Consider the following 20,766-nt stretch of genomic DNA (forward strand, 5'->3'; position numbering starts at 1 on the left):
CTCGCCGGTCGATTTGAGCTCGATGCCCTTGCCTCGCCGAAACACCCGTGCTCCCGTCCGTTCCTCGGTGCCGCATCGAGGGGCAGTTCTCCGACGAAGCGAGTGGTCACCGGTCCGGCATCGGGCCGCGAACGGTCCTGCTGCTCGGGCGGGACCGCCGGCTGGAACCAGGGGCGAACTAGATCGTCTTGAAGTGTCATCCGTATCGACTCTGCGGGGAGCAAACGGCCAGTACCACCAGTGGGTGACCCACCGGCGGATCAGACCCTACCGGTAACGGACCGGTAAAGCACCACCCGAGTGGGCGCGAAATGTGGGTGATCCGCCGCGCACTGTCACGGCCAGTGCCGAACATCGTCCTCAACTGCGGCGATCACTGCGGTCGCTAGGGCCAGAAGCGGGATGCGTTCCCCGCCACATCCCGCCCGCGGTCGCCGACCGTGAGCGGCCGTGCCGACTTCGCGGGCCGGTTCGGGCACCTTCGTGCTCACGGTCCGTGGCAGGAGACCGGTGCGCGGGCACCGCAGGACACCCGCCCTGTTCGCTGCGTGCGCGGGTCTCCCCGGGATCGAACTCGGGGAGACCCGCCGCGGCTCACGGTTCGGGCCACGTCCCGCACGGCCAGATGTCGTCCCAGCCGCTGTTGCCGGCGCCGAGATCGACGGTGAACGTCCCCCGGTCCGGGCAGTTGTACACCCCGGCCGCGCCCACGGACTCCGCGGTGACCTGCTCGAAGCGGGCCGCACCGCCGGTCTCGGCCTGCACGACGACCGTGCCCACGCCGCGCAGCTCCGCGCCCTCGACGGTGACGCCGCGGACCTCGTGGCCCTGCCCGCCGCCCGAGGAGAACTCGAACACCGAGTACGGGCTACCGGTCGCGGTCGTCCCGGCGATCCGGACCTCGGCCTCGATGGGCGAGTCGTACGCGTCCACTCGCAGCGCCCCCATCGGGTGTAGCCGGTTCGGGTTCATCGCCCCGGTGCGCACCAGCTCGTTGCCGGTCACCTCGATCGTGCCGCTGAGCGGGAAGAACGGAGCCGCGAACGCCTGGTTGGAGATCGCGATGCCGCTGCCCAGCGCGTTGGTGTCGGCGACCAGGTTGTCCCGCACCTGCAGGTCGGTGCCGCCGTAGACGGCGATGCCGTTGGCGAGGTTCGGGGCGATCACGGTGTTGCCGGTGAACGAGCTGCCGGTGTCGGGCGCGTGCAGCGACCACATGGCCAGCGAGTCGTCCCCGGTGTTGCGCAGGAAGTTGTTCCGCACCCGCACCCCGCGGGCCGACCCGTTGAGGTTGATGCCGTCGGCGGTGGTGTCCAGGATCCGGTTGCCCTCGACCAGCAGGTCGTCGTTGTTCCCGGTCAGCCACATGCCGACCTTGAGGTGCTGCAACCACAGCCCGGTCATCTCGGAACCCGCGCCGAGACTGCCGGTGACGAAGTTGTCCGGGGAGTCGTCGACCCGGTCGGTGACGTCGCCGAGCACCGCGAAGTCGCGCAGCCGCACCCCGCCCGCGGACTCGGTCTGGTCGATCAGGTGCGAGCTCAGCAGCACCGACCGCCACGGCCCGGCGCCGATGATCGAGACCTGTTCGACGGCCAGCGGGGAGTCGATGCGGAACCGGCCTTCGGGCACCCACACTTCGGTGCCCGCGGCCCTGGCCCGCTCGATCGCGGCGGTGAACGCGGCCGCGGAGTCCTCGGCGCCGGTCGGATCGGCACCGGTGTCGAGCACGGACACCGAGCCCTGCGGCGCCTCGGGGGCGGGAGCGACCTGTTCGAAGTCGGCGACGTCGACGGTGTAGGAGGGCACCGTGCCCGGTTGCAGCCGCACCACGTCCCCGGCGTGCAGGTCGCGGTCCAGCAGCAGGCGGGCGTGGTCGAACAGGTGGTGGGTCGTCGACCCTTCGATGTCCGGGGTGTCGAGGTAGGAGTACTCGCTGGTGACCCGCAACGGGGTGTCGAGGCGTTCACCGTTGACCGACACGGTCACGGTGCCCTCGGTGCCGTCCGGGACGCTGCCGGAGACGGTCAGCGCGTTCGCGTCGGCGCCGAGGGAGAACTCGACGTACCGGTCCGGGCCGTCCAAGGTCACCGCGCGACGCCCGGAGGCCTCCGAGGCGAGGCTGCCCTGGGTGAGGTCGGGGCCCAGGACGGTGCCGTTGGTCTCGGCGCCCTCGGCTTCCACCGAGGTGAACGGGGTCTGCGCGCCGGCGCGCGCGTCGGGTTCGGCGGCCGCGGTGGCCGGCGCGGTGGTGCCCGCGGCCAGCAGCGCGACCGCGGCCGTCACGGCGCGGCGGCGCCACCGCGGATCGCGGCCGGTGTCGGGGAGTTCGGGGCTCGGCACAGCACGTCCTTCGGGTCCGGGGAACGAGCGGGTTCGGCGGCCCGCACGGCCGCGTCACCTGCGGAAAGCGCTCACCGTAGGAGCGCGCCGGACCCGGGCGGACCCGATGACGGGAACCCGACAGGGCGGCTGCTCCGCGCGCCGCACCCGTTGCCCCACTCGCCGTCAGGCAGGTTCGGCGACCAGCGCCAGCGGCCAGTGCTCGGCGCGGGCGCGCACGTCGGCCGCGCGGGCCCGCAGCCCGTCGGCTTCGGCGGTGTCGGTCGCGCGGTCGGCCTGGCGGTCGAGGAACCCGGCGAAGTCGTGCTGCTGGTCGCGGTGCCAGCCGGTCTGGTCCTCGTGCAGGGCGGCGAGGGCGCGGGTGCCGATCTCGTCCGGGTGGGTCTTGGCCAGCCGCCACGCCAGCCGGGCGCAGGCCAGCGCGTCGGCGGTGGCGTCGTGCGCGGAGTCCAGCCGCACCCGGTAGTGCTCGCACAGCGCGCCGAGGGTGCGCTTGCCCTTGCGGTAGCGGTCGAACCGCTTGTCCAGGCAGCGCGGATCGACGACCGGCCCGGTCACCTCCAGCTTCCGCCCGTGGTGGCGGCGCAGCTCCGAGTCCAGCAGCGACAGGTCGAACGGCGCGTTGAACACGCACAGCGGCCGCGTCGGGTGCCAGGTGTCGGTCAGCGCTTCGGCGATCTCGGCGGCGACCTCCGCGGCGGGGCGGCCGTGCTCGCGGGCGTGGTCGGTGCTGATGCCGTGCACTTCGGCGGCCTCGGCGGGGATCTCCACACCGGGGTCGGCCAGCCAGGTGCGGACCTGCGGTTCGCGGCCGGGCACGATGGAGATCAGGGTGCCGGTCACGATCCGGTCGGTGCCGGTGTCCGTTCCGGTGGTTTCCAGGTCGAACGCCAGCAGCGGCCCGTCCGCCCAGGACGACGTGGGGTTGGTCATGATCGCCACGGTATCGAGATCGTCCGACGCGATCAGCGGGCCTCGCCGGAGGATCCGGTGATCGCGCAGTGATCCGCCCGACTCGATCGGGCGCGGCAGGAGGAGGACCGGGCAGTGGCAGAACCGATCGCCACCACCACGTCGGGGCGGGTCCGCGGGATCCGCGGCGGCGGGGTGGTGCGCTTCCGCGCGGTGCCCTACGCGGCCGCACCCACCGGTGACCTGCGGTTCGCGGCCCCACGACCGGCGCCGCGCTGGGGCGGGGTCCGCGCGGCGGACCGGGTCGGGCCGGTCGCGCCGCAGCAGGCCGCGGGGGAGCTGCCGGGCTTGGACGTCTCGGTGCTGCGCGGCCCGGAGTGGTTCGGCGGCGACGACTACCTGACCGCCGAGATCACCCGCCCGGACCAGGACGGCGCCGGACTGCCGGTGCTGGTGTTCGTGCACGGCGGCGCGTTCGTCAGCGGCGGCGGCGCGGCACCGCTCTACGACGGGGCCGCGTTCGCCCGCTCCGGGGTGGTGCTGGTCGCGATCAACCACCGGTTGGGAGCGGAGGGCTTCGCCCCGATCGGGGAAACGAACGTGGGATTGCGCGACCAGCTGGCCGCGCTGCGCTGGGTGCGGGACAACGCCGCCGCGTTCGGCGGCGACCCGGGCAACGTCACGGTGTGCGGGCAGTCCTCCGGGGCGATGAGCATCGCGGACCTGCTCGGTTCGCCGCTGCTGGACGGGGTGGTGGACCGGGCGATCGTGCAGAGCGGGCACACCGGCATGACCCGCTCGCGGAACCTGGGCCGGGTGCTGGTGGAGTCGCTGGCGCGGCACCTGGGCGTTCCCGCGACGGCGGAGGCGTTCCGGCGACGGCGGAGGCGTTCCGGCGGGTCGGGGTGCGGGAGCTGCTGGCCGCGCAAGCAGCGGTCATGGCGCCCGGCGGTGCTCCGGACCTGCGCGACGAGCACGGCCACGACCCGTCGTTCGGGCTCAGCGCGTTCCTGCCGGTGCACGGCGACGACGTGCTGCCGGTGCCGCCGGGCGAGGCGGTGGCCGCGGGCAGCGCGGCCGGGATCGACGTGCTGGTGAGCACCTGCCGGGAGGAGATGGCGCTGTACCTGGTGGCCTCCGGCGTCGTCGACTCCACCACCGACGAGCAGGCCGTCGCCGCGCTCGGTGCCTCGCACCCGGACGCGTCCGGCGTGCTCGCGGCCTACGGCCTGGGGCGGCGCCCGGCGGGCGAGGCGCTGTCGGCGGCGCTGACCGACCTGGTGTTCCGGCTGCCGGCCCGGGAGTTCGCCGCGCGCCACCGCGATTCCGGTGGGCGCACGCACGTCGCCGAGTTCACCTGGCGCTCGCCGCGCTTCGGCGGCCGGCTGGGTGCCTGCCACGGGTTGGAGCTGCCGTTCGTGTTCCACAACCTGGCGGTCGCCACCGGGCCGACCGGGCTGCTCGGGGAGGAGCCGGACCGTGCGCTGGCGGATCGGCTGCACGGGGCGTGGGTGTCGTTCGCGGCCACCGGCGACCCGGGGTGGCCGGAGCACCGGGGCGGTCACGTGTTCACCGCGGGACCCGAGCCGGGGGCCGGCGGGCCCCGGTGACGGGTGCCCGGCCGCCGGTGGCCTGCGCGGCTACGATCCGCGGCGTGTCCGATCTCGCGGCCTGGCCGGCCGCCGCGCCGCTGCTGACGGTTCGACTGCGGCTGGAACCGCTGCGGGTCGCGCACGCGCGGGAGACCGCGCCGGTCCTCGACGACGTGCGGCTGCACGAGTGGACCGGTGGGGAACCGCGTTCCGCCGACGAGCTCGCGGCGCGCTACCGGTGGCAGGTGGCCGGGCACTCCCCGGACGGCGAGCAGGGCTGGCTGAACTGGATCGTGCGCGGCCGCGCCGACGGGCGGGTTCGCGGCACCGTGCAGGCCACGCTCACCCGCCCGGAGCCGGGACTGCTGCGGGCCGCGCTCGCCTGGGTCGTCGGCACCGAGCACCAGGGCCACGGCTACGCGCAGGAAGCGGCGCGGACCATGGCCGGCTGGCTGCACGAGCAGGGCGTCGGCGAGCTGACCGCGCACATCCGTCCCGGACACCGGCGGTCGAGCGCGGTCGCCCGCGCGGTGGGCCTGTCCCCGACCTCGGCGGTCGTGGACGGGGAGGTCGTCTGGTCCGACCGGGCCCGGTGAGCCGCCTCAGCGCTCCAGGTGCCGGGCCCTGGGGCGGGCGCGCAGGCGTGCGCGGGGTGGTTCGGGCGCGGGCAGCGCGGCGCCGTCGTAGCCGGGCACGGCTCCGAACCGGTCCGCGCTGGGGCCGGTGCGCTCGGCCTCCCAGTCGCGGCGCGCTTCGACGACTTCCTCGTGGGTGCGGGCGACGAAGTTCCACCACATGACCAGTTCCTCGTCGAACGGCGCCCCGCCGATCAGCAGCGCCCGGCTCGCCGACGCCGCGGACAGCAGGACCTCCCGGCGCCCTTCGCCGAGGTGCAGCAGCGAGCCGGTGGTGAGCGCGGTGCCGTCGACCTCCACCGGATCCGACAGCGCCAGCACCGCGTGCTCGAAGTCCGGGCGCAGCGGCAGCCGCACCCGCCCACCGGGGCGCAGCGCGATCTCGGCGCCGACCAGCGGGGTGTAGGTGCGGGCCGGTGAGGTGGCGCCGCCGAGCTCGCCGTTGATCACGGTGATGCGGCCGCCGTCCTCGGTGAGCACCGGCAGGTCGGCGTGCTGCTCGAAGTGGGCTGGCCCGTTGCGGTCCCGTTCGGGCTGGGCGATCCACAGCTGCACGCCGTGCAGCACCGGGGAGTGCTCGGCCGGGGTCTGCTCGGAGTGGGCGATGCCGCCGCCCGCGGTCATCAGGTTCAGCTGCCCGGGCCGCACCAGCCGCGCGTTGCCGAGGCTGTCCTGGTGCAGGATCTCGCCGTCGAGCAGCCAGCTGACGGTCTGCAACCCGATGTGCGGGTGCGGGGGCACCTGCATCCCCGGACCACCGCCGAGGTCGGTCGGACCGTAGGAGTCCACGAAGCACCAGGCGCCGACCATGCGCAGGTCCCGGTGCGGCAGGGTGCGGCGCACCCGCATCGCCCGCGGCCCGCCCAGCGGCACGTCGCGCGGTTCGAGCAGGTCCGCGCGGGGTTCGGCGGTGCCGGTGGGCGGCCCGTCGCAAACGGTGCGTTCGGCGGGGTCCGGTTCGGTGTTGCTCACGGGACGACGGTAGCCCGCGCGATCAGAGGGCGGCGCGCGCGGACTCGGGCACCAGGTCGAGGTGCTCGGGGTGCTTGCGGATGTAGGCGGCGATGTAGGAGCAGGTCGGCGTGACCTGCACCCCTTCGGCGCGCAGCGAGTCGAGCGCGGTCTTCGCGAGCGTCCCGGCGAGCCCGGCGCCCTGGTGGGCGGGGTCGATCTCGGTGTGCACCAGGTCGACGTGCCCGGGGGTGCGCCGGTAGTCGACGAACCCGGCGAGCTCGCCGCCGACGGTGATCTCGAACCGGTTGCGCTCCGGGTGGTCCTGCACCTGCGGTTGTTCGCTCATACCGCCCTTCTACCAGTTCGCGCGGCGGTGCGTCCGGTTCGGGCCGATCGCGCATTCCGGGCAGTCGAGGCTGAGCAGGTCGACCTGGACAGGTGGGACTGGACAGTTCAGACTGTCGAATTTACCGTGGGGGCATGACGGGAACCGAGAACGACGACTCGGCGGTGCGCGCCTCCCGCGAGGTGCGGGTGGTGGTCGGCAGGCTGCGGCGCAGGCTGCGCGAGCTGGCCGTCGGCGACGACCTCACCCCCTCGCAGACCTCGGTGCTCACCCGGCTCGGCAAGGAGGGCGACTCCTCGGCCAGCGTGCTCGCGGTCGCCGAAGGGGTGCGGCCGCAATCGATGGCCAGCACGCTCGCCGCCCTCGACCAGCACGGGCTCATCGAACGCCGCCCCGACCCGGCCGACGGCCGCAGGCAGCTCATCACGCTCAGCGACGTGGGCAAGCGCCGCGCCGAAGGCGATCGGCAGGCCCGCCGCGAATGGCTCACCACCGCCTTGCAGGAACGCTGCACCGAACAGGAACGGCACGTGATCATCGAGGCGATGGCGCTGCTGGAACGGGTCGCGGAGCGGTGACCGCCACCGGGCAGGAGCGCTTCGACCGGAAGCTGATCGCCCCGATGGTGCTCGGGTCGGCGCTGAACCCGGTGAACTCCTCGATGATCGCGGTGGCGCTGGTGCCGATCGGCGCCGCCCTCGGCGCGCCACCCGCCGAGACCGCGTGGCTGGTGTCCGCGCTGTACCTGGCCACCGCCATCGGCCAACCCGTGGTGGGCAGGCTGGTGGACCTGCACGGCCCGCGGCGGCTGTTCCTCGCCGGTGCGGCGCTGCTCGGGATCGCCGGAGTGCTCGGAGCGCTGGCGCCGAACCTCGGCGTGCTCGTCGTCGCGCGGGTGCTGATCGGCTTCGGCACCTGCGCGGGCTACCCGGCGGCGATGCACCTGATCCGCAGCGAATCGCGGCGCACCGGGCGGGACAGCCCGAACGGGGTGTTGACCGCGCTGGCGATCTCCGCGCAGACCATCGCCGTGGTCGGCCCCACCCTCGGCGGGCTGCTGATCGGGTTCGGCGGCTGGCGCACCGTGTTCGCGGTGAACATCCCGCTCTCGCTGGCCTGCCTGGTGCTCGGTGCGCTGCGGCTGCCCCGCGGCGGCGGGCACGAATCCGGTTCGGGTTCGCTCGACGTGCCCGGCATCGCGCTGTTCGCGGCGACGCTGAGCGCGCTGCTGCTGTTCCTGATGGAGCCTTCCACCGCGCACTGGTACCTGCCGGTGCTCGCGGTCGCCGCCGGGGCCGGGTTCGCGGTGCGGGAGCTGCGCGCGGCGGAACCGTTCCTGGACCTGCGGGTGCTGGCCGGGAACCCGCCGGTGCTGGGCACCTTCGCACGGACGCTGCTGGCGTTCACCGTCTCCTACGCGTTCCTGTTCGGCTACACCCAGTGGATGGAGCAGGGCCGTGGGCTCACGCCCACCGAATCCGGGCTGGTGCTGCTGCCGATGTTCCTCACCGGCATCGTCGTGTCCAGCACCACCGGCCGCAGCGACGGCGTCCGTGGCAAGCTGCTCGTCGGCGGCCTGGCCCAGCTGGTGGCGTGCGCGCTGCTGCTGTTCGTCGGCGCGCGCAGCGGGATCTGGCTGCTGGTGGCGATCGCGGTCGTCGTCGGCGTCCCGCAGGGGCTGATCAGCCTCGCCAACCAGAAGGCGCTCTACCACCAGGCCGACCCCGAGCGGATGGGTTCCTCCGCCGGGTTGCTGCGCACCTTCACCTACGTCGGGGCGATGGTCGCGGCCGCCGCAGGCGGCACCTTCCTCAGCGGGGGAGCCGACACCACCGGGCTGCACGGCCTCGCCCTGTTCCTGATCGTCGTCGCCGCTCTGCTGCTGGTGGTGACGGTGCTCGACCGCACGCTGCGGCGCCTCGGGCCCGCGGCGGTGCGGTGATCGACCGGAAAACCCCTCCCGGAAAGGTTCCACCCATGTCCCTGAGCACGCTCGACCCGCGCACCGCGCTGGTCGTCATCGACCTGCAGAACGGCATCACCGGCGCGCCCGGCACCCCGCACACCACCGCCGACGTGGTGCAGCGCTGCGTCCGGCTCGCCGAGGTGTTCCGCGAGCACGACGCCCCGGTCGTGCTGGTGCGGGTCAGCTTCGCCGCCGACGGCGCCGACGCCGCGCCGGGCCGCACCTCCGCCGGGGGCGGCCGCCGCGAGTTCCCGGAGGGCTGGGACCGGATCATCGACGAACTCGCCGGCCACCCCGCCGACATCGTGGTGACCAAGCGGAACTGGGGCGCCTTCCACGGCACCGACCTGGACGTGCAGCTGCGGCGCCGCGGCGTCACCCAGATCGTGCTCGGCGGCATCGCCACCAGCCTCGGCGTGGAGTCCACCGCGCGCGCCGCGCACGAGCACGGCTACCACGTCACGCTGGCCACCGACGCGATGACCGACCTCGACGCGGAGGCGCACCGCAACAGCCTGGAGCGGATCTTCCCGCGCCTCGGCGAAACGGGGACCACCGACGAGGTCGTCGACCTGTTCAAGTCGACCCGCTGACCGGTCTGTCCGCTCAACTCTCGTCGTGTAGCACTGGGGTGGCGGAACCTCAGCGGGTGGTCGAGCTGCGTGCGTGGTCTCTGCTCATCGGCTTCGCCGCTGACAGGACACGGACACGGCCCGCGGCACAGGTTCGAGGACACGCGGTGCGGTTCCGCCACCCGCTCCACAGCAGAAGTCGAGACGCAGCGATCGGAGTCCCATGTCGCGTTCTTCCTACCCCTCGGCCGAATCCGGGCGCGGAGTGCTGGTCACCGGCGCTTCGCGCGGCATCGGTCGTGCCGTCGCGGTCGCGTTCGCCCAAGCCGGGGACCGGGTCGCCGTGCACTGCTCCTCCCGGCCCGAGGACGCCGCCCGCACCCTCGAATCGCTGCCCGGTTCCGGGCACGTGCTGGTGCGGGCCGACCTCGCCGACCCCGGCCAGGTGCAGCGCCTGGTCGGGGAGGCGGTCGACGGGCTCGGCGCCCTCGACGTGCTGGTCAACAACGCGGCGGTGATGACCCCGCACCCGCCCGCGACCACCTCCTACGCCGACTGGCAGGCCGCGTGGCGCAGCACCGTCGAGGTGAACCTGCTGGGCGCGGCGAACCTGAGCCACCAGGTGGCCGCGCACCTCATCGAACGCGGCGCCACCGGGCGCATCGTCAACGTCGGGTCGCGCGGCGCGTTCCGCGGCGAACCCGACCACCCGGCGTACGCGGCGAGCAAGGCGGCGCTGCACGCGCTGGGCCAGTCGCTGGCGGTGGCGCTGGCGCCGCACGGCATCGCGGTGGCCTCGGTGGCGCCCGGGTTCGTCGAGACCGAACGCGTCGCGGGCCGGTTGGAGGGGCAGCAGGGCGCCGACATCCGGGCGCAGAGCCCGTTCGGCCGGGTCGCGGCGCCGGAGGAGGTCGCTTCGGCCGTGCTGTACCTGGCCTCACCGGAGGCGACCTGGTCCTCGGGCGCGGTGCTCGATGTCAACGGCGCGTCCCACCTGCGCACCTGAAACCTGACCTGGTCGGCGCCTCCTTCCTCGGCGCCGAGGTGGTGGTGCCGGTGGGACGCTTCGCGCCGGAGTTCTTCTCCCTCGGCACCGGGTCGGCAGGCCAGGTGCTGCAGAAGTTCGCCACCTGTGCGCGTTCGCGGCGCGCTGAGCGGCGCTCGATCGGCCGTGGAGCCGCGGATATCCTGGGAGCCGGTGGCGACGACGCGGGAGGGCGGCATGACCGAGCGCAAACCGCACGGCACGACGTTCGAGACGTGGATCGAGCGGCAGATCCGCGTCGCCCAGGAACGCGGCGACTTCGAGGACCTCGACGGCCTGGGCCGCCCGCTGCCCGGCGCCGGTGAGCCGCACGACGAGCTGTGGTGGGTCCGCGGCTACGTCGACCGCGAAGGCCTGTCCCGCGAGGCGCTGCTGCCGACCCCGCTGCAACTGCGCAAGGAGGCCGAACGGCTCCGCGGCGAGGTGCGGCAGCTGCCGTCCGAGCAGGCAGTGCGGGATGCGGCCGCGGAGCTCAACCGGCGCATCCTGGCGTGGCTGCGCACCCCGACCGGACCGCAGGTGCCGCTGGGCCTGGTGCAGGTGGAGGAACTCGTCGCCGACTGGCGCGACCAGCGCGCGCGGGCCCGCGCCACCGCTCCGGCCGCGCCGGTCCGGGCGGAGCCGTCGGGCGGGCGGTGGCAGCGCATCACCCGCTTCTTGCGCGGCACCAGCCGGTTCCCCGCCGGGCGCGGCTGAACGGCGGTCAGTCGAGGCAGAACTCGTTGCCCTCGATGTCCTGCATCACCAGGCAGGACTCGTCGTACTCGTCGGCGACCAGCAGCCGCACCCGCTGCGCGCCGAGCTCGACCAGCCGGGCGCATTCCGCTTCGAGCGCGGCGACGCGCTCCTCGCCCACCAGGCCGGTGCCGACCCGCACGTCCAGGTGCACCCGGTTCTTGACGACCTTGCCTTCGGGAACGCGCTGGAAGTACAGCCGCGGGCCCTGCCCTTCGGGGTCGCGGCACACGAACCCGGCGCCCTGCCGTTCCGGCGGCAGCGTGCGGTCGTATTCCGCCCAGCTCGTGAAGCCTTCCGGCGGTGGCGCGACGACGTAACCGAGCACCTCGCACCAGAACCGGGCGAGGCGTTCCGGTTCGGCGCAGTCGAAGGTGACCTGGACCTGCTTGATCGACGACATCCGCTCACCCTAGGTGCCGGGGACCGCGCCGGGGCCGGGAACGGCGAGAATTCCGGAGGTCAGCGCGCTCGCCCCAGGAGCACCGCCCTGATCGGGGCGAACCCGAGGGCGTTGACCGGGGTCCCCATCGGCGAGCCGGGGAGGGTGGCGAGCACCCGGAACGGCGGCGAAGCAGCACGACCAGGCCGAAGGCGAGGCCTCGGCCGGACGTGCGCGGTTCAGCCCCGCACGTGCGGAGTGCAGGTGAGCGCGCCGGGGATCGCGGCGAACGCGATCCGCAGGTGGGCGAGCAGCTCGTCGCGGGTGCCGGTGCTCCCGGCGGCCCACGCGTCCTGGGCGCAACGGGTCGCGGAGATCAGCACGTCGAGGGCGATCCGCGGCCGCGGATCGGTGGTGTCGTCGGGGATGGCGAACCGCTTGCCGAGCACGTCGCGGATGGTGCGGGTGGTGCGGTCGCAGAAGTGCAGGTTGTGCCCGTTGATCGACGCGGTGGTGGCGGTGAGCCGGTGGGCGGCCAGGGTGCGCCGCGCCCATCCTCCGGGCATGTCCGCCACGACGGCGAGCAGGTCGTCCTGGACGGAGTCCAGCAGGGTGCGGTCCAGGTCGGGTTCACCGGCGCGCAGCCGTTCGATCAGCGCGGCCCACATGTCCTGGCTGGGGGCCATCGCGACGTCTTCCTTGCTGGTGAAGTAGCGGAAGAACGTGCGCTTGGAGATTTCGACGGCGGCGCAGAGCTCGTCGAGGGTGACCGCGTCGAAGCCGCGTTCGGTGAACATCTCCAACGCGGTGTCGATCAGCTCTTGGCGGGTGCGCTGCTTCTTGCGCTCGCGCAGCGAACCTGCGGGGGCCTCGGGCATGCGGCCGAGCCTACGCGCAGGTCCGTCCCCGAGTGGTGGATGCCGCTCGGGGACGGACGGCACCCGGTGGCGCGGAGGCGGGCGAGGTCAGCGCTCGAAGCCACCGGCGAAGGGGCCGTCCCGCCAGCGGTCGAGCACCGGGGCGACGGCTTCGGCGAGCATCGGCAGCTGCGGGGCGAGGGCGAGGCAGGCCACCGAGCGCAGCACGCCGATCGCGTCGACCAGGCGCAGCACCCGGTCGTCGAGAGTGCGCAGGCCGAGTGCGCGCGCCGCCGCGTCGTAGGTGGCGGCGGCGTCGGCGCCGAGGAACGCCAGGTCCCATTCGACGGGCCCGGAGGTGGCGAGTTCGAAGTCGGCGAACAGGTCGCCGCCGGGCGTGGTGAGGATGTTGACGGCGGGCGCGTCACCGTGGACCGGCTGGATGCCGACGCCGGGGAACGCGGCCTCGAACTCCTGGCGGGACCGCACCAGCGGCGCGAGCACGTCCCATTCCCGGTGGGCTCGTTCCAGGTCGGCGGGGGCGAGCAGCTCGGGCAGCTCGGCGAGGTCGGCGAGCCCGCGGGTGATCATCCCGAGGTCGACCGCGTCCAGGAAGGGCAGCGCGCCGGGGTAGCCGCGCAGCGCCAGGTGCAGGTCGGCGACCAGGCGGCAGCGGTCGAGGTAGTCGGGTTCGGCGGTGGTGTCGTTCTCGACGAGCTGCCAGCAGGTCATCGAGAAGCCGTCGCGCCGCACCGGTTCGCGGGGCACGAGCGGGCTCGGCGCGACGACGGGCACGCCCTGCTCAGCCAGCCAGGCCACGACGTCGAGCTCGCTGCGCTGGCGGGCTGCCTGGGTCTCGACGTCGGTACCGCCCGGCAGCACGGTCGGCACCCGCACCACGACCGGGGAGGGGGACAGGTGCACGACGACGGAGAACGCGTCGTGCAGCACGGTCGCCGCGCCGACGTCGAGTCCGAGGTCGCGGCCGGCCGCGGTGGCGGCGGCGAGGGCGCGGGCGGTGCGGTCGGCGCGCTGCTGCGCGGTCACGGCTGCGGGCATGCGGCAGATGCTGTCACGCGGCGGTTCGGGGTGCGACGGATTTTCGGGCCGGTCGGATCACCAAGGCCTGTCACTTGACGCCAACTGCCACTCAGTGGCATAAATGGGTGGTCGCGTCCGAGCGACGACTCCACCCAGGGAAAGGCGCGGCGCCATGCGTGCACTGCTCGTCGACCACTCCGCACCCACCGGGCTGCGGCTCGGCCGCACCACCGACCCCGCACCCGCGCCGGGCCAGGCGCTGGTGCGGGTCTCGGCGATCTCGCTGAACTACGGCGAGGTCACCGACCTGCTGCCCGGCTCGCCCGACGGCACCCTGCTGGGCTGGGACGCCGCGGGCGTCGTCGAACGCCCCGCCGCCGACGGCTCCGGCCCGGCCGCAGGCACCCCGGTGGTCACCATGGCCATGCAGGGCGGGTGGGCCGAGCTGCGCGCCGTGGACACCGACACGATCGGCACCGCGCCCGAGGGTGCGGATCTCGGGGTGCTCAGCACCGTCCCGGTCGCCGGGGCCAGCGCGCTGCGCGCCCTGCGCCGCCTCGGCCCGATCCTCGCCAGGCGCGTGCTGGTCACCGGCGCCACCGGCGGAGTCGGGCGCTACGCGGTCGAACTCGCCCGCCTCGGCGGGGCGCACGTGATCGCCTCCACCCGCGACACCACCGCACGCGGCGACGAGCTGCGCGACCTCGGTGCCCACGAGGTGATCGGCAGGCCGGACGAGCTCGACGCGCCCGTGCACGGCGTGGTCGACAACGTCGGCGGCCCGCAGCTGGTCAGCGCGTTCCGGAAGCTGCACCCGGGCGGCACGCTGGTCGCCGTCGGGCACACCACCGGCGAAGCCGAGCACTTCCCGTACGGCGAGCTGTTCGGCGCGCCAGGCAACGACGACCGCCACCTGGTCACGTTCTTCATGCCCTCCGCCCCTGGGCTGGGCGCGGACCTGACCTGGCTGGCCGAGCAGGTCGCGACCGGGCGGCTGCACCCGGAGATCTCCTGGCGCGGTGACTGGGAGCGGGCCGGGGAGGCCATCGACCAGCTGCGCGGCGCCCGGCTGCACGGCAAAGCGGTCCTCGACCTCAGCTGAGGTTCAGCCGACCGCCGCACCCCGGGCGAACACGGCGCGCACCGCGCCCAGCGCGGCGAGGCCGGTGCGCGGATCACCGTCGACGACGAGCAGGTCCGCGTCCAAGCCGGGAGCGAGCCGGCCGGTCACCTCGCCCAGCCCGAGCGCGGCCGCGCTCGTCGTGGTCGCCATCTCCACGACGCGGTCGGCGGCGAACCCGAGGTGGACGTAGAGCTGCAGCGCCCCGGGCAGGTCGTCGAACGGGCTGGACGGCAGACCCGCGTCGGTGCCGGTGATCAGCCCGACGCCGCGTTCGGCCAGCCACGGCAACCGGCCGTAGACCTGCTCGGCGACCTCCGGGGGCAGCGAGTCGATGATCCGCCGCCAGTTGCGGGAGGAGGCCGCGCACGCGTGCACACCGCGCGCGGCCATCTCCGCGGCGGTCGCGGCGTCGCGGTGCACCTCGCCCGGTCCGGTCGTCCAGGAGCAGTGCTCGACGGTGCGCACGCCCGCGGCCACGGCGTCGCGGATCGCGGTGGTGCCGTGGGCGTGCGCGGCGACCGGCAGCCCGTGCCGCTCGGCTTCGGCGACGACGAGGCGCAGCCGGTCGCGGTCGAACTGGGACTGCCAGCTCGGTGGGGAGCCGGGGGTGATCTGCCCGCCCGAGGCCATCACCTTGATCATGTCGACGCCGAGCTCGGCGTTGCGCCGCACCCGCTCGCGCAACTCCTCGTCCGTTCCGGCGGCACCGCCGAGGAACCAGCAGTGCCCGTCCGGCACGGTCAGCGGTGGTCCGGTGGTGATCAGGCGCGGGCCGGTGGTGGCGCCGGTGCGGATCTCGTCCCGCAGCCGCGCGGTGATCCCGTCCCGGTCGCCGCAGTCCCGCAGCGTCGTCGTGCCGGAGCGCAGTGCCCGCAGCGCGCGCCCGGCCGCCTGCTCGTGCAGCCGCTCGTCGGAGGTGGTGCGCACCCGCTCGACCAGGGCGGCCGGATCGGGGGCGGTGTCGTCGAAGACCAGGTGCACGTGGGCGTTGATCAGCCCGGGCAGCAGGGTAGCGCCGGACCAGTGCTCGTGCCGGGTGTGTTCCCGGTGGCGCAGCTGCTCGCGCGTCCCGACCGCGGCGATCCGGGCGCCCTCGACCAGGACGGCGCCGTCTTCGAGGCACTGCCCGGCCGGCCCGGGCAGCACCCGGTCCGCGCTGATCAGCTTCATGGGTGCGGCTCCTTCGTCTTCCGGCCCGCCGAAGGGGCCGAAGGAGATCGTTCTCGCGCGTCTCCCGACTCCGGCGCCTTTCGGCACGGTGACGAAAGGAGTGCGTGGTCCGGAACGTAGCGGCGCGAACCGGGTCGCCGAGGCCGATCGCGGATATTCACCGCCGGGTTCGGCCGGTGTCGTCGTCCGACCCGAGCGGGGTGCACCCGTTCGAGCGCTCCGTCGCCGGTACCGGTGGTGCGGAACTCCTGCGGGGGTGTCGATGCCGCAGATCACGTCGGCGGCGTGCGGCCTGCGGGCGGTGGTGCGAAGAAGTCGAGCAGAGCCGAGTTCACCGCCTCCGGCCGTTCGAGGTAGCCGTAGTGGGCGCAGTCGGCGATCTCCACGTAGCGCGCTCCGGGGATGGCCGCGGCCACCTCGCGACCCAGGTGCGGCGGCGCGATCAGGTCATCGCCGAACCCGATCACCAGGGTCGGCACCCGGATCGCCCGGTAGGCGTCGAGCCGGTCCGCCGCGACGTCCACGAGTTCCGTCGCGCGCGCCGGCGGGAACACCTCGAACAGGTCCAGCCAGTCGGTGAGCCGCACGTCGTCGTTGAGCGTCGCGGGGGACAAGAACTGCAGCGCCCGCTGCACCGCCGCGTACCCGGGCGGGAGCACGACGCCGCTGGCGAGCAGTTCGCGTTCGGCGGCCACCGCGGCCGCGCGCAGTGCGTCGGCGCGGCCGCGGGTCGCCAGCAGCACCGCCTGCCGGGCGAGGTCCGGACGGGCCAGCAGCAGCTCTTGGACCACGTGCGCGCCCAGCGACGTGCCGACGAGGCGGCACGGCCCCAGCCGCACGCGTTCGATCAACCCGACGAGGTCCGCGACGAGATCGTCGGCACCGCCGGCCGAGTGCTCCCGGTGGTCCGGGGTGAGCACCCGGTACCCGGCCGCGACCAGCGCCGGAACCTGCAGGTGCCACGTCGATCCGCCCGCGCCGGACCCCGTCACCAGCACCACCGGCTCGCCGGTGCCGACATCGCCGAAGGGCGGTGGTGCGCCGCGGTCGTCCTTTACCGGCATCGGTCCTCCCGAACGGTGGTCACTCCGCGGGCGACGGGTGGCCCGCGGCGACGTCGGCGACGAGCGCCGCGGACGGTTCCGGCGACGGCGATCTCGCGGGGCGTGCACCCGCCCCCCGAGCCGTCGCCGGTCGCGGCGGCACCCGGGTGCTCAGGTCAGGTCGCGGCTCATGAACAGCGCCGTTTCGCCTTCCGACGCGGTTCCCCGGTACAGCGAGGTGTCCAGTCCGCAGAGCGTGAAGCCCAGGCGCCGATACGCGTTGATGGCGGGCGCGTTGATGTTGGTGACCTCCAGCCACAAGGTTCGGGCCCGCAGTTCGCGGGCGTGGCCGATGGCCAGGTTCACCAGTACGCGACCGATTCCGCGACCCCGTTGTTCCGGAGATATTTCCACATCGGAAATGGTCATTCGGCCATTCCAAGACTCGTGTTCGAGGTCGATGAAACCGCAGACCGCTCCGGCGGAGTCGACGCACACGAACCGAACCGGGTCGTCGTCCTCGTCGTCCTCTTCCGCATCGGCGGGGAACACCTTGTTGATCGGCGGTGACACCGGAATCTCGCGCAAGCGGAAACCGTCTTCGTCCCCGCTGACTTCGAAGATGGTGTTCGTGGTGAAGGATCCGTCGATCGCGCGGACGGCGGCTTCATCTCCGTTCCCGGCCCTGCGGAAGGTGATTCGGGTGCTCGGGGAGTCGTTCTGCTGCTCGATCACGTGGCGATGATCGCACAACGCGCGGCGGCCGTGAATACCGATACCGGATTCGCGACGCGCTCGGATCGGCGTATTGCACGCGCCCGGAGCGCGATCATCCGCGGCATTCGTGGAATGTGCGCACACATTCGGGTGACACCGTTCTCCCGGTGTTGGACCGCGTATTTGCGCGGTCGAACACCGCCCGCTTGACGTGGCGGAGCGGACGTGGCGATTCTGATCCGGACCTCGGCACCGATTCCGGCCGAACCTGGCGATTCACGGGTGTTCGGACCATTTCGGCGCACCGTTCGAGGGTCGTCCTCGTAGGAGATCGATCGCGGGAGCGCCGCCGTCCCGCGCCGGCTTGAGGAAGGGACGCAAGGTTGAGGGCAACACGGCTGCCGGACCAGGTTCCGGCGAACTCGGCCCCGCTGCTGGAGGAGTGGTACCGCCGCCACCTGCGACCCGGCGTGCTCGACCTCAGCTCCAGCGGGGTGCGGCCTTACACCTTCGAGCAGGTGCGCCTCGCCTGCGGCATCGGCCGGGCCGAGCTCGACGCGGTGCTCATGGACGACAGCGACTCCCAAGGCGGAGCGGACGTCCGCCGAGCCATCGCCGACCGCTACGGCGACGGCGACCCGGACCGGGTGCTGGTCACCCACGGCTCCAGCGAAGCCATCGCGCTCACGCTGCCGACCGTGCTGCGCCCCGGGGACCGGGTCGTGGTGCAGGAGAGCACCTACCACGCGCTCGGGCACTACCCGGCGGCCATCGGCTGCGAGGTCGCCGTGCTGCCGACCGGGGCGGTGCGCGGCGGCCACGTGGACCCGGCCGTGCTGGCCGAACTGATCACCGGCGACGTCGCGGCCGTGATCGTGAACTTCCCGCACAACCCGACGGGCCGCACCCTGTCCCTGGAGGGCTGGGCGGCGTTCGTCGATCACGTCGCGACGACCGGCGCGCTGCTCGTCTGGGACGCGGCGTTCTCCGAGATCACCCACCGCTGGGCCCAGCTGCCCGAGCCCGCGTCCCGCTACGAGCGGACCCTGTCCTACGGCACGTTCTCCAAGGCGTTCGGCCTCCCCGGGCTCCGCGTCGGCTGGTGCCTGGGGCCACCCGAACTGCTGCGGGCCACGTTCCCGCGGCGCGACCGCACCACGCTGTTCCTGTCCCCGATGGTCGAACTGATCGCCGCCCGCGCCATGCGCCGCGCCCCAACGCTGATCGAACCACGCCGAGCCGAAGCGCGGCGCAACCTCGACCGGCTGCGCGCCTGGGTGGCCGAGCACGCCGAGCACGTGCGCTGGCAGGAACCCCTCGGCGGGGTGTGCGCGCTGCTGGAGATCCGCGGGCTCAGCGGGGAGGCCGCCGACTGCGAAGCGTTCTGCCTCGGCCTGCTGGAGGCGCACCGCACCCTGCTCGTGCCGGGCAGCGCGTTCGGCAGGCCGGACGGGGTGCGGCTCGGGTTCGGCGGCGCCGAACGGGAGTTCCGGGTGGGGCTCGGGGAGTTGTCCGCGTGGTTGCGCGGAGCGCGGTCATGACGGCCGAAGCCGACCTGCTGGCCCAGTGGGAGCGGTGCGTCGGCGAGGGCCCGGACCGGCCCGCGCTGATCATCGACGGCGGACCGGTGCTGACCTACCGCGAGCTGGACCGGCGCACGGACGCGCTGGCCGCGGACCTCGTCGCACGCGGTGCCGGGCCGGAACGGATCGTCGGCCTGGCGCTGGCCTCCCCGGCGAGCACGGTCGCGGGCATGGTCGCGGTGCTCAAGAGCGGAGCGGCGTTCACCGTCCTGGACGGCGCGCTGCCGCGCTCGGCCCGAGCGGCCATCGCCGCAGGCGCGAACGCCGATCCCGGTGGCGCGGCGATCCCAGGCCGCGCAACCCTGCGCTCGCGACTGGCCGCGGGTGCTGCACCACCTCGGCAAGGACCCGTCGCTGCGCTTCTCCGAATCGGGCAGAGCGCTGATCCGGTTGCTGCACACCAACTTCGCGGGAGCGCTGCGTCCCGGCGGATGGGACAGGTTGATCGCCAACCTGCCGGGCCACCAGGTGGAGGTGATCAGCGCTGCGGCCGAGGACTGCGCCGAGCTGTGGCGGGAGTTCGCCGACCAGCTCAAGCGGCGCCACGCGGCGGTGCCGAACGCCCCGGCCGCGGGTGACGGCTGACCGCGGCAGGGACGTGCCCGGGCCGGACGGCGCGAGGGTGATGGTTTCCGCATCGCTGGACACCGTCGATTTTCAGCACTGTGACGAAAAGGCCGGGTGATCTCCCCTCCGCGATGTCGGCGCGGACCCGGTCGCCGAGGCCGATCGCGGGTGGTCGCCGCCGTGCTCAGCCGGTGGTCGTCCCGGAGTTCTCGCCGTCCGGGTCCTCGTCGTCCGGTCCGAGCAGGGCGCGCACCCGTGCGGGCAGCTCGTCGCCGGGTTCGGTGGCGAGGGCCTGGCGCAGGGCCGTGCGGAATTCCTCGTGTTCGCGGCGAGCGGTGGCCGCGGCCGCCTGCTGCTCGGCGTGGGCGGTGCGTTCGGCGGCGAGTTCCGCGTGCAGCGGGGCGAGGCCGGCGGCGTAGGAGCGGGTGGCTTCGGTGAGCCGGTCGGTGAGTTCGGCGGCGCGGGCGTCGGCGGCCTCGCGGGTGGCGGTGAGCCGCTCGGTCGACGCGGCCTCCTGGTCCTGCAGCCGCTGCCGCCAGTGCTGGTCGAGTTCGTCGCGCAGCCGCTGCCGTTCCTCGTCGGCTTCGTGGCGGAGGCGTTCCTGCTCGTCGAGCGCGGCGGCGCGTTCGGTGGCGCGGGCGTCGTTGAGCTCGGCGATGTGCTGCTGGGCGGCGGCGGCTTGGGTGAGGGCGGCCTGCCGGTCGGCGTGGGCTTGAGCGCTGTCGCGGCGCGCGGCGTCCCGGTCGGCATGGGCGGCGTCGCGGTCCTGCACGGCCTGATCGCGTTCGGCCTCGGCGGTCTCCTGCGCGGCGCGGGCGGTCGCCGCCTGCTCGTGGGCTTCGGCGGCCTCGGCGCGGGCGCGGTCCCGGTCGTGTTCGGCGGCGCGGGACTTCTCCAGCGCGTCGTCCCGATCGGCTTCGGCGGTGGCGCGGGCGGTGAGCGCGGTGGCGAGCTGTTCGGTGGCGTGCTGCCGCAGCGCGGCGACCTCGGTGCGCACCGGGTCGAGCACCCCGGTCAGCCCGGTGAGCCGTTCGTCGAGGGCGTGCACGTCGAGGTGGGTCATCGGCTGATCGGGGCCGTAGACGCGGGTCCAGATCTCGCGGTGCTCGTCGAGCATGGCGCAGCTGATCGTCTTGGCGCCCCACTGCCCGTACCGGTCGGGGTCGGGGGCGCAGTAGGGGGT

At 73.9% G+C, this 20,766-nt stretch carries 21 protein-coding genes and 2 pseudogenes; 12 read left to right on the forward strand and 11 right to left on the reverse strand.

Annotation, left to right across the window (positions count from 1 at the left end):
- Nucleotides 1-594 precede the first annotated feature (594 nt).
- A complete protein-coding gene (locus LCD35_RS27250; RefSeq protein WP_224961455.1) occupies nt 595-2,343 on the reverse strand; it encodes a glycosyl hydrolase family 28-related protein in 1,749 nt (582 codons plus the stop codon).
- Nucleotides 2,344-2,508: 165 nt separating this feature from the next.
- Entirely contained in the window at nt 2,509-3,276 is a 768-nt protein-coding gene (locus LCD35_RS27255) for an exonuclease domain-containing protein (protein ID WP_224961453.1), read from the reverse strand.
- A gap of 177 nt (nt 3,277-3,453) precedes the next feature.
- On the opposite strand from LCD35_RS27255, the pseudogene LCD35_RS30195 reads away from it, so the two are divergent.
- The 3 genes and pseudogenes from LCD35_RS30195 to LCD35_RS27265 all read left to right on the forward strand — a co-directional run.
- Nucleotides 3,454-4,056 (forward strand): annotated as a pseudogene (locus LCD35_RS30195) (carboxylesterase family protein); the annotation flags it as partial.
- A gap of 137 nt (nt 4,057-4,193) precedes the next feature.
- Entirely contained in the window at nt 4,194-4,865 is a 672-nt protein-coding gene (locus LCD35_RS30200) for a carboxylesterase family protein (protein WP_255615679.1), read from the forward strand.
- 44 nt (nt 4,866-4,909) lie between these two features.
- Nucleotides 4,910-5,443, forward strand: a complete 534-nt coding sequence (locus LCD35_RS27265; RefSeq protein WP_224961451.1) for a GNAT family N-acetyltransferase — start codon at nt 4,910-4,912, stop codon at nt 5,441-5,443.
- A 6-nt stretch (nt 5,444-5,449) separates the two neighbouring features.
- On the opposite strand, the gene LCD35_RS27270 is transcribed toward LCD35_RS27265, so the two are convergent.
- Nucleotides 5,450-6,454: a pirin family protein gene (locus tag LCD35_RS27270; RefSeq protein WP_224961448.1), complete on the reverse strand. Its 1,005-nt coding sequence runs from the start codon at nt 6,452-6,454 to the stop codon at nt 5,450-5,452.
- A gap of 22 nt (nt 6,455-6,476) precedes the next feature.
- On the reverse strand, nt 6,477-6,782 hold the full coding sequence (locus LCD35_RS27275; RefSeq protein ID WP_224961446.1) for a GNAT family N-acetyltransferase: 306 nt from the start codon (nt 6,780-6,782) through the stop codon (nt 6,477-6,479).
- Between the two features lie 134 nt (nt 6,783-6,916).
- Here LCD35_RS27275 and LCD35_RS27280 point away from each other — a divergent pair, with 134 nt between their 5' ends.
- From LCD35_RS27280 to LCD35_RS27305, 5 genes are all read left to right on the forward strand, one after another.
- Nucleotides 6,917-7,360, forward strand: a complete 444-nt coding sequence (locus LCD35_RS27280) for a MarR family winged helix-turn-helix transcriptional regulator (protein WP_224961444.1) — start codon at nt 6,917-6,919, stop codon at nt 7,358-7,360.
- Nucleotides 7,357-8,724, forward strand: coding sequence for an MFS transporter (locus LCD35_RS27285; protein WP_308011324.1), 1,368 nt, complete (start codon nt 7,357-7,359; stop codon nt 8,722-8,724). The genes LCD35_RS27280 and LCD35_RS27285 overlap by 4 nt, the downstream gene beginning before the upstream one ends.
- Before the next feature lie 35 nt (nt 8,725-8,759).
- On the forward strand, nt 8,760-9,341 hold the full coding sequence (locus LCD35_RS27290) for a hydrolase (RefSeq protein ID WP_224967804.1): 582 nt from the start codon (nt 8,760-8,762) through the stop codon (nt 9,339-9,341).
- A gap of 202 nt (nt 9,342-9,543) precedes the next feature.
- Entirely contained in the window at nt 9,544-10,326 is a 783-nt protein-coding gene (locus tag LCD35_RS27295; RefSeq protein ID WP_224961440.1) for an SDR family NAD(P)-dependent oxidoreductase, read from the forward strand.
- A 192-nt stretch (nt 10,327-10,518) separates the two neighbouring features.
- Nucleotides 10,519-11,061 (forward strand): DUF1992 domain-containing protein, encoded by a 543-nt coding sequence (locus LCD35_RS27305; RefSeq protein WP_224967807.1) that lies wholly within the window; start codon nt 10,519-10,521, stop codon nt 11,059-11,061.
- 7 nt (nt 11,062-11,068) lie between these two features.
- On the opposite strand, the gene LCD35_RS27310 is transcribed toward LCD35_RS27305, so the two are convergent.
- From LCD35_RS27310 to LCD35_RS27320, 3 genes are all read right to left on the reverse strand, one after another.
- Entirely contained in the window at nt 11,069-11,503 is a 435-nt protein-coding gene (locus tag LCD35_RS27310; RefSeq protein ID WP_224961436.1) for a VOC family protein, read from the reverse strand.
- Nucleotides 11,504-11,721: 218 nt separating this feature from the next.
- Entirely contained in the window at nt 11,722-12,360 is a 639-nt protein-coding gene (locus LCD35_RS27315) for a TetR/AcrR family transcriptional regulator (protein WP_225045172.1), read from the reverse strand.
- Nucleotides 12,361-12,447: 87 nt separating this feature from the next.
- Nucleotides 12,448-13,398 (reverse strand): phosphotransferase, encoded by a 951-nt coding sequence (locus tag LCD35_RS27320; protein WP_224961432.1) that lies wholly within the window; start codon nt 13,396-13,398, stop codon nt 12,448-12,450.
- A 154-nt stretch (nt 13,399-13,552) separates the two neighbouring features.
- On the opposite strand from LCD35_RS27320, the gene LCD35_RS27325 reads away from it, so the two are divergent.
- Nucleotides 13,553-14,482 carry a zinc-binding dehydrogenase gene (locus tag LCD35_RS27325; protein ID WP_224961430.1) on the forward strand — a complete coding sequence of 310 codons (930 nt, stop codon included), beginning with the start codon at nt 13,553-13,555 and terminating at the stop codon, nt 14,480-14,482.
- Between the two features lie 3 nt (nt 14,483-14,485).
- Here LCD35_RS27325 and LCD35_RS27330 read toward each other — a convergent pair whose 3' ends face one another.
- The 3 genes from LCD35_RS27330 to LCD35_RS27340 all read right to left on the reverse strand — a co-directional run bounded on the left by LCD35_RS27330 (nt 14,486) and on the right by LCD35_RS27340 (nt 17,451).
- Nucleotides 14,486-15,673, reverse strand: a complete 1,188-nt coding sequence (locus tag LCD35_RS27330) for an amidohydrolase family protein (RefSeq protein ID WP_224961428.1) — start codon at nt 15,671-15,673, stop codon at nt 14,486-14,488.
- 272 nt (nt 15,674-15,945) lie between these two features.
- A complete protein-coding gene (locus tag LCD35_RS27335; RefSeq protein ID WP_224961426.1) occupies nt 15,946-16,737 on the reverse strand; it encodes an alpha/beta fold hydrolase in 792 nt (263 codons plus the stop codon).
- Nucleotides 16,738-16,887: 150 nt separating this feature from the next.
- Nucleotides 16,888-17,451, reverse strand: a complete 564-nt coding sequence (locus tag LCD35_RS27340) for a GNAT family N-acetyltransferase (protein ID WP_224967814.1) — start codon at nt 17,449-17,451, stop codon at nt 16,888-16,890.
- A 365-nt stretch (nt 17,452-17,816) separates the two neighbouring features.
- Here LCD35_RS27340 and vioD point away from each other — a divergent pair, with 365 nt between their 5' ends.
- The 3 genes and pseudogenes from vioD (at nt 17,817) to LCD35_RS27355 (ending at nt 19,601) form a co-directional block, all read left to right on the forward strand.
- Nucleotides 17,817-18,974, forward strand: coding sequence for a capreomycidine synthase (gene vioD / locus LCD35_RS27345; RefSeq protein WP_224967816.1), 1,158 nt, complete (start codon nt 17,817-17,819; stop codon nt 18,972-18,974).
- Nucleotides 18,971-19,261 (forward strand): annotated as a pseudogene (locus LCD35_RS30825) (AMP-binding protein); the annotation flags it as partial. The gene vioD and the pseudogene LCD35_RS30825, both read left to right, overlap by 4 nt.
- A gap of 28 nt (nt 19,262-19,289) precedes the next feature.
- Nucleotides 19,290-19,601, forward strand: a complete 312-nt coding sequence (locus LCD35_RS27355; RefSeq protein WP_224961463.1) for a hypothetical protein — start codon at nt 19,290-19,292, stop codon at nt 19,599-19,601.
- A gap of 166 nt (nt 19,602-19,767) precedes the next feature.
- Here the strand turns inward: LCD35_RS27355 and LCD35_RS27360 are convergent.
- Nucleotides 19,768-20,766 (reverse strand): hypothetical protein (locus tag LCD35_RS27360; RefSeq protein WP_224961422.1); only part of this gene is annotated, 999 nt, incomplete at its 5' end.

This window comes from Saccharopolyspora sp. 6V, assembly GCF_020176785.1.
Classification (GTDB): domain Bacteria; phylum Actinomycetota; class Actinomycetes; order Mycobacteriales; family Pseudonocardiaceae; genus Saccharopolyspora_C; species Saccharopolyspora_C gregorii.